Raw genomic sequence first — 11,843 nt, 5'->3', positions numbered from 1 at the left:
CACTTTACTTTTGTACCCTTACTCCATCGACATTGAGCGTGATCTCTCCCACTTTGAGCCCCGTCTGATGCTCTACGTAGTACTTCACTCGGTCTATGATGTTCTCTGCAACGACGGCAATGTTCGTACCGTACTGTATGATGACAAAAAGCTTCAAAGATACGATGTTATCCGTAATGTCGACTTGGATCCCCTTAGTTCCGTTAGAGAAGGACAACAATTCCACGATCCCGTTTTTGTTTCTCGATGCAAACCCCACCAACCCGTAACACTCTCTTGCCGCTTGGTTTGCAATCTTGGCAACAACATCTTTTTCGATGTAGATATTTCCGTATTCATTGATTGTGCAAACTGACATAACTGCCTCCTTTCAAAACAATGCTCTGTTTTGTTCTTCGATTTTATTTTATCTTATTTGTAAACTTCCTTCAAGTTCTTTCCCTATTATACCCCAAATTACCGTTTATTCACAATAAATCGGAAAGGGAGAGTCTCAAAATGAAACCAAGTTCGTTTCGAAACCCTCCCTCTTTGTATTTGCAAGTATCAAACCGAGACCATATCAGGAGAACAGTCTGATCCAAGATCCTTTTATAACAAATGTATGTTCGGATATGTTTTGCAACATCCCTGCATTGATCCGAGCGAAATCCTGTTTGTAATACTATTTATTCGATAGAAAAGCAGCCATATCGATAATAGCGACCACGAACATCTTGTACGGAGTAAAAACCGCGGACATCAACGCCTTAAACGGATAATCCCATAAGATCGGATCCGACCCTTCCTTCATACATCAACATCGCTCTTTCGAACCCTATCTCTTCTTCAGTTCCCTGTTTATCTTCTCGATCTCGTTTTTTTGTAGGAAGAGAGCGCAAAGATAGATAATCAGATAGATCAAACTGAAGAGAAACAGGAAACCTCCCGTATACTTCATATCCTGTAGCCAGCCTGCCCAGACTCCGGCTGAAGTTACGATGCCCCCGATCAAAAGATAGTGTAGGATCGTTTTCTTGGCAAGCGACCAAGTTTCGATCGCAAATATGCTTGAACTTAGACCCGCGACCACACCGATCGCAAGCGAGGCAATGTAGCTCCTGATATAGTATGCCTTTTCAATTTCGGGATGTGCGAGCCAAATCGTCGAATTGATAAACAGAGCGGTACTGATCCCGTTTATAATATTTTTGATATGAGTTGTTGTTTTCATCCTCTTATCCTCCTTATTCCAATAATTTTAATCCTTTTTAATAAAATAGATCCCATACAATTCAAAAAATGGTATAACGTCAATTTTTCTCGTATAAATACATTTATACTTGACAGAACTTCCATATTTCTCGAAACAACGCAAGGGGTAGTTTATATCCTTGTCCGATGTTTTCCGAATCTCTTTTTCCATCCACGTACACTATTGTCCAAGCGAGGAGCGGTTATATCCGACCTACAAATTACAATGCGGCAGTTTAAAATCCTGTAGCATACATTACAATCGACAATTCAAACGCATAACGGTATTACAGACCCAGACTCTGTTTGATCTTTTTCAGATAACTTCTCGATGTATACTCCGCCTCTCCGTTGTCCAAATACAGGATCATCTTTCCGTTAAATTCCATCTCCAAAGAACGGATATAGTTCTTGTTGACCAAGACGGATTTCGATATACGAATAAACTTCCCCTCCAATCGTTCTTCTATCTCGTAGAGACGTTCTCTTGTGATAAAGGTATCTTCCTTTGTCTTTGCATAGATCCTTCCGTCTTGAGAAAAAAAGCTGTATATCTCATCTTCCTTTAGAAGGTAGATCTTCTCCTCTTTTTCAACGACCAACTTCTCCTCTCCCTGATTCATTTTTCCAAGAAGGTTTATAATTTTTTCTACCTTGACGTCATATTCCTTTGCAGAAACGGTAACTACAATATCGTCCGCATATTTGTCATTCAAAAACTGTATCTTCATCGACTACCACCTTCCTTTCGGGTGCACCCTTTTGGTTTATATTCAATATATCATATTTGTATTTGTTTGTACGTGATATTCACCAAGAGGTCAATTCGGACAACTGACAGGTAAGGATCTGTCGTTCAGGCGATACTTCAACATATCCCGAAGCCTGTTGCAGAAAAGATTTCCAAGTTCACATAGAAAAGCCCTTCCTCTTTGTGTATAATAGAAAGGGTGAGGAGAGTCATTATGAATTATTGGAACAACAAAGCTTACTATACATTAAATCAATACCTGAAGGAGAAGTTCGGCAGGAAGGTCATCAAACTTTCTCTCGACGGAGGTTTTACCTGCCCCAACCGCGATGGAACGATCGGTCACAGAGGTTGTATCTTTTGCGGAGAAGAAGGCGCCGGAGAATTCACTTCGGAGGCAAACGGCATACGTGCACAGATGGAGCAACAGATCAGCCTTCTTTCCGAGAAGTGGAAGGAGGCTTCCTATATCGCCTACTTCCAAAGTTTCACCAATACCTACGCACCTGTAAGCATGCTGAAGGCCCTCTATGACGAAGCTCTTTCTTTTCCGGGGACCATGGGACTTGCCATTGCTACAAGACCCGACTGCCTGTCGGATGAGGTGCTGGAACTCCTGTCCTCCTACCATAGAAAAACCTTCCTCTGGATAGAACTCGGCTTACAGACCATCCACGAGGAAACTGCCGTTTTTTTGAGAAGGGGCTATTCTCTTCCCGTCTTTGAAGAGGCTCTTGGAAAGCTGCGAGCGCTCAAAATACCGACTGTCGCTCATATCATCGTCAATCTGCCGTCCGAAACTCGCCGGGATATCATTGACACCGTCACCTATCTCTCCGACCGCGGAATATGGGGGCTCAAGATCCACATCCTTTACATCTCTTCGGATACGGACCTTTATCCCTACTACCTCTCTCATCCCTTTCCTCTTATGGAAAGAGATGAGTATATCGATACGGTCGCCGATCTTCTGTGTCATATCTCGCCCGACATCGTCATCCATAGACTGACCGGAGACGGGGACAAGAGGACCTTGATTGCTCCGAACTGGATCAAGGACAAGAGAGCCGTATTGAACGGCATCGATCGGAAGATGAGGATGAACGATCTTTACCAGGGAAAATATTGGAAGCCGAAAACTTAAATAATAAATAGAAAGGAAGATGTTTTATGGACTACAAACAACGATATGAACAATGGTTGACAGATGCCTTCATCGATGAAGAAACAAAGAAGGAACTACACCTGCTCCAGGGAGATGAAAACGAGATCCAAGACCGTTTTTATCGCGATCTTGAATTCGGGACCGCCGGACTTCGAGGAAAGCTCGGTGCAGGTACCAACCGTATGAACAGGTACATCATTGCAAGAGCAACTCACGCCTTTGCCAAGGTCATCCTCTCCTTCGGCGAGAGCTATGCAAACCGGGGGGTAGCCATCGCTCACGACTGCCGTGTCAAGTCGGACGAATTTGCCGAGATCGCCGCCCTCGTCCTTGCGGGAAACGGTGTCAAAGCCTATCTCTATGAAGACTTGAGAAGTACTCCTCAACTCTCCTTCACCGTGCGGCATCTCAACTGTGCCGGGGGTCTCAATATCACGGCAAGCCACAACCCTAAAGAATACAACGGATACAAGGTCTATTGGGAAGAAGGATCTCAGATTAAGAACGACATCGCAGATAAGATTCTCGATGAGATCGATAAGATCAAAGACTTCGCCTCCATTCCGATAATGAAGAAAGAAGAAGCTCTGGAAAAAGGACTTCTCACCTACATCGGAGAACCCATCGACACCATCTACCTCGACAAGGTCAAGGAACTCTCTCTGCGTGACAAGGAAGTAGATAAAGACATCTGTATCGTCTACACCCCCCTAAATGGAGCGGGTAATATCCCCGTGCGAAGAGTATTGAGCGAACGAGGTTTCAAAAACGTCCATGTTGTGGAGGAACAGGAACGACCCGACGGACGTTTTCCTACTATCGAGTATCCAAACCCGGAGGACATCGCAGCCTTTGAATACTCATTAAAACTTGCAGAAAAAGTGAATGCCGACCTTCTTATCGCAACCGATCCCGACTCCGACCGATTGGCGGTCATGTGCAAGACCTCAGACTCTTATCAGGCTCTGACCGGAAACCAGACAGGAGCTTTGCTCATCGAATACCTTCTGTCCTCCATGAAGGAAAAAGGCAGTCTTATGAAAAACGCTCTTATGATCAAGACCATCGTTACGGCAGAATTGGGTAGAAAAATCGCTGAAAGCTACGGTGTTGAAATGACGGAGGTTTTGACCGGTTTCAAAAACATCGCGGCCGTAACCAACCACTACGAAAAAACTAAAGAAAAAGAAGTCCTCTTCGGCTACGAAGAAAGTATCGGCTATACCGTGGGGACCTTTGTTCGAGATAAAGACGCGGTATCGGCAGCCATGATCCTCGCAGAAGCGGCAGGATATTATAAGAGCCTTGGAAAGACCCTGCTCGACGTGCTCAACGACCTGTTCCAAAAACACGGTCATGTATGGGAGGATACCAAGTCCTTTGTATCTGAGGGACTTGAAGGACAGCAAAAGATCGCTCGGATCATGAAGGAATACCGTAAGAGCTATCCCAAGGAAGTCGCAGGGATGAGGTTAAAGGAATATATCGACTACTCCCTCTCCGAGCGCACCCTTGTCGCTACCGGAGAAGTTTTGACCGTAGCTGTCGAAAAAACGAATGCCATCAAGTTCATCTTTGAAGACGGTTCCTGGTACGCACTGAGACCTTCGGGTACCGAACCCAAACTCAAGATCTACTTTTCAGCAGAAGGAAGCTCTGTTGAAGATGCAAAAGCGAAACTCGCTCGCATGGATGAGACCGTGCTTGAGATCTTCCACTCCATAGATTAGCATACGAACTCCTGACATCCCAAGACAAACAAAGATGAACTCCACAGATTGATATGGAGCCATATAGAAAAGACACAGCAAAATATTTTGCTGTGTCTTTTTCGTATAGTCATAAAGGTCGTTTATCAGGATTTTGATCGTCTGTGCCCCTTTTATACTGTTCTTCCATAGCAATATGGATATATCTGTTTTTTGACCATGAAAAATTATTTTATCTTCTATAGGTCACAGATTGTTGATATCCACAATTCAAAGAAATACCCGTATTATACTATTGTCCATTAGAATTGACAGGTTGAATTCTTTGAAGTATAGGCTCATCCGAATTGTTTTTCGGCAACGATATCTTCTGTATTCCCGGTATTTCAAACGGAGAATAGTATTAATAACGTTTTTTGAATTATGGGGTACTACCCTTGCTTATACTACTGTGTGTTTCAGCTCCCTCTTATTCCATCCGAGCGTTTATGTCGATCGTTCAACTTGAATTGCACAGGAACCGCACGTATGTTCGGTACTTATGCGGGTTATCATTCTGATATCCCGATCAAACAATACGGTAGTAGCAGGGTTATCAGATATACCTTTACTGATGTTCCAAGGATCTTTTCGTCCTTTATTCTTCTGTCTAGCCTTCCATTTTTTCTTTGATCACTGCTTGAGCCGCCGCCAGTTTTGCGATCGGGACCCGATACGGAGAGCAGGATACATAGTCCAAACCGATCTTATGGCAGAATTCTACGGAAGAAGGTTCTCCTCCGTGTTCTCCGCAGATACCCAAGTGGATGTCGGGTCTGGTCGACTTACCGAGTTCTACCGCCATCTTCATCAGTTTTCCTATTCCTTTTTGGTCGATCGCCTCAAACGGGCTTACCTCAAGGATCTCGTTGTTTTCATACTCTCCAAGAAACTTGCCTGCGTCATCTCTCGAGAATCCGAAGCCCATCTGAGTCAGGTCGTTGGTTCCGAAACTGAAGAATTCCGCTTCATTTGCGATCTCATCGGCAGTGATCGCCGCTCTGGGGATCTCTATCATCGTTCCGACCTTGTATGTCAGTTTCGTGGATTGTTCTTCAAACACCTGCTCTATCTCATCGACGATATGATCCTTGACGAATTTCAGTTCTTTCTCCGATCCGATCAGAGGAACCATGATCTCAGGTACCAGATCATACTCGTGTTTGCTGCTGACCTCAATCGCCGCCTCCATGATCGCTCTCGCCTGCATACGGTAGATCTCCGGATAGGTCACTGCCAGTCGGCAACCCCTATGTCCCAACATCGGATTGACTTCATGCAAGGAATCCACAACGTCCTTCAACTCTTCAAACGAAACTCCCATACTGCCGGCCAAGGTTTCGATGTCCGCCTTGGTCGTAGGCAAAAATTCATGGAGAGGAGGATCGAGCAGACGCACGGTCACCGGTCTCTCTCCCATTGCTTCATAGATGCCTGCAAAGTCTTCTCTTTGATGGGGAAGAAGTTCAGCCAAGGCTTTTTCTCTCATTTCCACGGATTTTGCCAAGATCATCCTTCTTACCTTCGGAATACGATCTTCATTGAAGAACATGTGCTCGGTCCTGCACAGTCCGATACCTTCCGCACCGAAATCAACAGCCGTCTTTGCATCTTTGGGGGTATCCGCGTTGGTTCTTACCCCCAATCTCTTGATCTCATCGATATATCCCATCAACTTCTTAAAGTTTCCTGTCAACTCGGCATTGACCTTTTTGATATCTCCGAGGTAAACTTCTCCGGTACTTCCGTTTAGAGAGATCACATCTCCTTCTTTCAGAGTCTTATTTCCATACTTTAACACTTTTGCCGCTTCATCGACACGGATCTCCTGACATCCTGCAACACAGCACTTACCCATTCCTCGAGCAACGACCGCCGCATGAGAAGTCATTCCTCCTCTTGCAGTCAAGATACCCTCTGCGGAGTTCATTCCTTCGATATCTTCCGGAGATGTTTCCTGTCTTACAAGAATACACGCCTCCCCGCGCCCCTGTGCTTCCACGACCGCTTCCGCAGTGAAATATACCTTGCCCGAAGCCGCTCCCGGAGATGCCGGAAGCCCTTTTGCAATCTTCTCGGCACTTTTTAGAGCTTTTTCATCAAAGTTGGGATGAAGGATGTTGTCAAGCTGTGCGCTCTCAATTCGAAGCACTGCTTCCTCCTTGCTGATCAGACCTTCTTCAACCAGATCTACAGCTACGTTGATCGCCGCTTTTGCGGTTCTCTTTCCATTTCTTGTTTGAAGGAAGTAGAGTTTTTCATTTTGGATGGTAAACTCGATATCCTGCATATCTCTATAGTGATTTTCCAGTTTTTTTGCAGAAGAAATAAATTCTTCGTAAATGGCGGGCATGACCTGCTTTAATTCATCGATGGATTTCGGGGTACGAATACCTGCAACGACGTCTTCTCCCTGTGCGTTCATCAAGAATTCGCCGAAGATCCTGTTTTCTCCGTCCGCAGGGTTTCTCGAGAAGGCAACTCCGGTTCCCGAGTCATTTCCCATATTTCCAAAGACCATGGATTGAACATTGACCGCAGTTCCCAAGTTGTGAGGGATGCCGTTCAGGTTACGATAGGTGAACGCTCTTGCATTATTCCACGAAGAAAATACCGCCTTCACCGCTAAGTACAATTGTTTCATCGGGTCTTGAGGGAATTCTTCTCTCTTTTCTTCCAGATAGATCTCCTTATAGCCCTTGATGATCTCTTTCAGATCTTCCGCTGTCAACTCGGGATCTTCCTTATAGCCCTTCTCTTCTTTTTTGCTGTCCAGAATCAGATCGAATCTCGACTTGGAAATGCCCATCGCTACATCGGAAAACATTTGGATAAATCTCCTATAGCTGTCATACGCAAACCTTTCGTTGTTTGTTGAACGAGCAAGACCTTGGACGGTTTCATCATTCAGACCCAGGTTCAAGATGGTATCCATCATACCGGGCATGGAAACGACCGCTCCGGAACGAACGGAGAACAGCAGAGGTTGGTCTTTATCGGCAAATTTCTTTCCGAGCTGTTCTTCGACCTTTCCGACGTGCTCTTTGATCTCGTTCATCATCTCCTCGGAGATCTCTTCGTTTTGATCGTAGAAATCAATACAAGCCTCCGTCGTTATGGTGAAACCCGGAGGAACACTCAAGCCCAAGTTCGTCATCTCTGCAAGGTTTGCTCCTTTTCCCCCCAGGAGATGTTTCATCTCCTTCTTTCCTTCGTTGAAATTGTACACATACTTCTTCATGTTTTCAGACCTCCCGAATTATTTTATTATAGGTTGTAGATATTGATTCCGTTTCGTTTCATAATATTGATAATGATCTCCGCCGTTTCCTCGATCGCCTTGTTGGAGACATCGATGACCGGACATCCTATCTTCTTCATAATTTTTTCCGCATAATCTATCTCTTCCAAAATCCGATTCATATCCGAATACTTATTGCCCTTTGGAAGACCCAGAGCCTTTAAACGCTCGGTCCGTATCTGATTGAGTTTCTGAGGGGAATTTGTAAGTCCGACGACCCTCGTCTTCTGCACCTCAAAGACTTCGTCCGGCAAGGGCGACTCCGGTACCAAAGGAATGTTTGCGACCTTGATGTTTTTATTTGCCAGATACATCGACAACGGAGTCTTTGAGGTCCTTGAGATCCCGAGAAGGACGATGTCCGCCTTCAACGCTCCTCGCGGATCTTTTCCGTCATCGTATTTTACTGCAAACTCGATCGATTCCACCCTTTTGTAGTAGCTGTCGTTCAACTGCCGGATCACCCCGGGTTCTCTCCGAGGTTCTTTGCCCGTCATAGCGTTGATCTGTGTAAGAGTAGGACCGATGATATCGATGGTCCTCAGGCCTTTTTTGTACCTGTAGTCGTCAATGAGCTCAAGCAGGTTAAGTTCCACCAAAGTGTGGACCAACAGGGCATCTTCTTCCACCGCAGTTTCCAAAATATCCTTCAGGATCTCTTCTTTCAATACATAGGAGAATCTTCGTATCTCATAATCCTCCATATCAAACTGTGACAGTCCCGCCTTCAACACCTGTGCCGCAGTTTCGCCCAGGGAATCGGACACGACATAAAACATCTTTTTCATAAAGTATCCCCTTACTGTGTTTTTATTTCCTCTAGTCCTCCAAGACCTCCATCAACAGTCTGCTGATGTTTGTCTTGGAAAAACGTCCCACTACCCTAAGCTTCTTCTCATCATCCATATCCGGTTCTACCACCGGAAGACAATCCACCTCATGGAGCAAGATCTTGTGCAATGCCATAGCCACACTCTCGTCCTGCCTTGCGTAGATCACATTGGGCATCCTTGTCATTGCCATACTCACAGGAAGTTTCTCAATATCCATTCCTCCTACGGAGCACTTGAGCAGATCCTTTCGAGAGATGACCCCGCTCAGGCCTCCTTCATGTGTGATAAACAAACTGCCCACGTCCTCCAAAAACATCTGTACAATCGCCGAATGGATCGACTCATTCTCCGCGATCGTAACAGGAAGACTCATCGCCTCACGAACCGTCCTCTCCCTAATCTCTTTAAGGGAAAGACCTATTCCGGTCACATCTCCGTAAAAGTATCCCACCTTCGGTCGAGCATAGAGGACCTTACTCATTGTCAAGATCGACAGATCCGGTCTCAAGGTCGCCCTTGTCAAGTTGAGATGCTGTGCGATCTCTTCACTTGTGATCGGTTCATTGCTCTTGACGATCTCAATAATTCTCAGTTGTCTTTCTGTCAGTTCTATGATACTCACCTCCTTGATTAAAATATAACGTATATCCTATATAGTATGTCATATTTAAGCGATTGTCAATCTTTTTTTACATAAACCTTCCTGTAGAAACACCTAAGAGATCCCGCCGAAAATTCCATAGCTAACGATCCCATATGAGCTTTTATACTACTATTCCTTTGAATAATGGATATCAACGATTTTCACTCCATAGAAGAGAACACGAATTTTCGTGGTTGCAAAACAGATATAATACTACTCTTCCTTTGAGTTATGGATATGGATGATCTGTGGATAAACCCATTTTTCGCGGGTTGAAAAACAGATATATCCATACTTCTATTGAAAAACAGATATATCCATACTTCTATCGAAGAATAGTATTAGGTTTTTAATTTACACCCTTATCTATTAAAATTGACAGGTCGAATGCTTTGAACCATCCTCCTACAAATTGTTTTTCGGCAATGGTATATGTTTCATCCTCGACATTTAATACTATTATTCTTTTGAGTTGTGGATATAAATAATCTGTGACCCATAGAAGATAAACCGACTTTTCGTGGTTTGAAAAACAGATATATCTATACTTCTATTGAAAAATAGTATAAAACGGACAATATCCCGTCCTATTGAAATACGACTATATTCGATTTGCAGATATATAAAAAAGTGCTGCAAAAAAACGATCATAACGTTTTCTTACAACACTTCTCGGATCTATCGCCTATTCTTCCATCTTATCCTTAACTTCTTCTACCGTCTCTTCGACCTTATCTTTAACTTCTTCTGCCTTTTCTTCGACTTCTGCAACGACATGGTCCTTAGCCTCTTTGACTTCCGCCTCGACTTCATCCGCCTTCTCTTCGATATCGACGATGACTTCTTCGGCGTGTTTCTTCGCTTCCCTCGCTTCTTTGCTCAGATCGCGTTTGATCTCGTGAAATTTGCGAGAGATCTCTCCGCTATCGACCTTTTCTTTGAGATTTTTGATCCCTTCTTCAGTCATTTCGTTGAGGTTGTACTCCTTCTCATCGTTGGTCTGGATGATGATGTTGTACTTGCTCAAAGTAGCTATGGTAGCTGCGATCAAGGCGATATAAGGTTGCCACATCACACCGATCACTCCCGCGTAGATGGGGATGTTCAACACTACCTTTTCTTCATTTCGAACTACGACTCTGGTGATGTTCCCCTTTTTCAACAAGTCTTTCAGAGTGTCCATGACCGCATTTTTGGTCTCATTGATATTGGAAGAAAACTTCTCGGCAAAGCCGGTCTGACTGTTCTCCAAGTAGATAATGGCATCAATGACATCTCCGTCGCATTGGTTCAAGGCATTTCTCGCTTCTTCGTAAGTTACTCCCGTACGTTCCACCACTTGATCGATTTTTTCCAATGTTAACATACCTTACCCCTCCTAAAAATTTTATGGTTTTATATGTCTGATAAATTCTTCCGATTTTACGGAGATATCAGGCAAATGCACAATATAATACTTTTCAATCAATTCAGCAAGTTCCGACAGCAAAATCGTAGAGATCCTCGCCTGTGAGACCTCCGACATTGCATTTTGTGACAGATAGTTCAGTAGTCGATAGGTCGTATTGTCGTAGCTCTCAAGCATCACATCTTCTTGCGGATCATTACAACACCTTCTGCAATACAGTCCTCCGTCTTGCATATGAAAATAAAAACGAAGTCCACCATCATTATTTATACCACAATTCATACACTTCAAAACTTCGGGTTTTAATCCCGAGTAGGTCAGCACCTTTATTTGATAAAAAAGCTTTGTCAAAACAAGTTTTTCACTCATCTTGAGAAAATCTAAACACTCGATCAAACTTGTAAGAAGCCGATGGTTGGTCTGACTCTCTACCGACACCTGCTCTGTGAGATCGACAAGATAGTAGGCGAGATAGGTTTTGTCCAAAGATGAGGTGATGGCATAGTAGTTGTCCTTCAGATCGAAGGATACCACATTCATCATCTTCCCCTTGGCCCTCAGCTGGAAGGTTCCGTAAGCAAAGACCTGTGAGCAGGCCATGGACATGTGATTGAGTTTTCTTACATTCCTCGCGTACGCACTGACCTTTCCCATTTTTCTGGTAAAGAGGGTCAAGATGGCATCCGAGTCCTTATAGACTACGCTGCGTAATACGATCCCTTCCGTTACGATATACATTATTCGCCTTCTCCAATCTTCCA

General features: G+C 44.2%; 10 protein-coding genes. 2 read left to right on the top strand and 8 right to left on the bottom strand.

Annotated elements, in window-relative coordinates; genetic code table 11:
• Positions 1-4: 4 nt before the first annotated feature.
• From ACFO4R_RS03530 to ACFO4R_RS03520, 3 genes are all read right to left on the bottom strand, one after another.
• The gene (locus ACFO4R_RS03530; protein WP_379787636.1) at positions 5-358 is read right to left on the bottom strand and encodes an Asp23/Gls24 family envelope stress response protein; all 354 of its coding nucleotides are present in this window, start codon (positions 356-358) and stop codon (positions 5-7) included.
• 459 nt (positions 359-817) lie between these two features.
• Positions 818-1,213 carry a DUF3021 domain-containing protein gene (locus tag ACFO4R_RS03525; RefSeq protein WP_379787635.1) on the bottom strand — a complete coding sequence of 132 codons (396 nt, stop codon included), beginning with the start codon at positions 1,211-1,213 and terminating at the stop codon, positions 818-820.
• A 307-nt stretch (positions 1,214-1,520) separates the two neighbouring features.
• Positions 1,521-1,964, bottom strand: coding sequence for a LytTR family DNA-binding domain-containing protein (locus ACFO4R_RS03520; protein WP_379787634.1), 444 nt, complete (start codon positions 1,962-1,964; stop codon positions 1,521-1,523).
• A gap of 234 nt (positions 1,965-2,198) precedes the next feature.
• Between ACFO4R_RS03520 and mnmL the strand changes: the two genes are divergently transcribed.
• Both mnmL and ACFO4R_RS03510 read left to right on the top strand, forming a co-directional pair.
• Positions 2,199-3,128, top strand: coding sequence for a tRNA modification radical SAM protein MnmL/YtqA (gene mnmL, locus ACFO4R_RS03515; protein ID WP_379787633.1), 930 nt, complete (start codon positions 2,199-2,201; stop codon positions 3,126-3,128).
• A gap of 26 nt (positions 3,129-3,154) precedes the next feature.
• Complete coding sequence (locus ACFO4R_RS03510; protein WP_379787632.1) at positions 3,155-4,879, top strand: phospho-sugar mutase; 1,725 nt, start codon at positions 3,155-3,157, stop codon at positions 4,877-4,879.
• A 628-nt stretch (positions 4,880-5,507) separates the two neighbouring features.
• Here ACFO4R_RS03510 and ppdK read toward each other — a convergent pair.
• The 5 genes from ppdK to recO all read right to left on the bottom strand — a co-directional run bounded on the left by ppdK (position 5,508) and on the right by recO (position 11,820).
• Positions 5,508-8,138 (bottom strand): pyruvate, phosphate dikinase, encoded by a 2,631-nt coding sequence (gene ppdK, locus ACFO4R_RS03505; protein ID WP_379787631.1) that lies wholly within the window; start codon positions 8,136-8,138, stop codon positions 5,508-5,510.
• 26 nt (positions 8,139-8,164) lie between these two features.
• On the bottom strand, positions 8,165-8,986 hold the full coding sequence (locus ACFO4R_RS03500; RefSeq protein WP_379787630.1) for a pyruvate, water dikinase regulatory protein: 822 nt from the start codon (positions 8,984-8,986) through the stop codon (positions 8,165-8,167).
• 31 nt (positions 8,987-9,017) lie between these two features.
• On the bottom strand, positions 9,018-9,653 hold the full coding sequence (locus tag ACFO4R_RS03495) for a helix-turn-helix transcriptional regulator (protein WP_379787629.1): 636 nt from the start codon (positions 9,651-9,653) through the stop codon (positions 9,018-9,020).
• Between the two features lie 706 nt (positions 9,654-10,359).
• A complete protein-coding gene (locus ACFO4R_RS03490; RefSeq protein ID WP_379787628.1) occupies positions 10,360-11,040 on the bottom strand; it encodes a DUF4342 domain-containing protein in 681 nt (226 codons plus the stop codon).
• Between the two features lie 21 nt (positions 11,041-11,061).
• A complete protein-coding gene (gene recO, locus ACFO4R_RS03485) occupies positions 11,062-11,820 on the bottom strand; it encodes a DNA repair protein RecO (protein WP_379787626.1) in 759 nt (252 codons plus the stop codon).
• Between the last annotated feature and the right edge of the window lie 23 nt (positions 11,821-11,843).

Source organism: Filifactor villosus (assembly GCF_042652965.1).
GTDB classification, from domain to species: domain Bacteria; phylum Bacillota; class Clostridia; order Peptostreptococcales; family Filifactoraceae; genus Filifactor; species Filifactor villosus.
The sequence above is the reverse complement of the archived record's forward strand: the minus strand, read 5'-3'. Positions and strand labels throughout refer to the sequence as shown.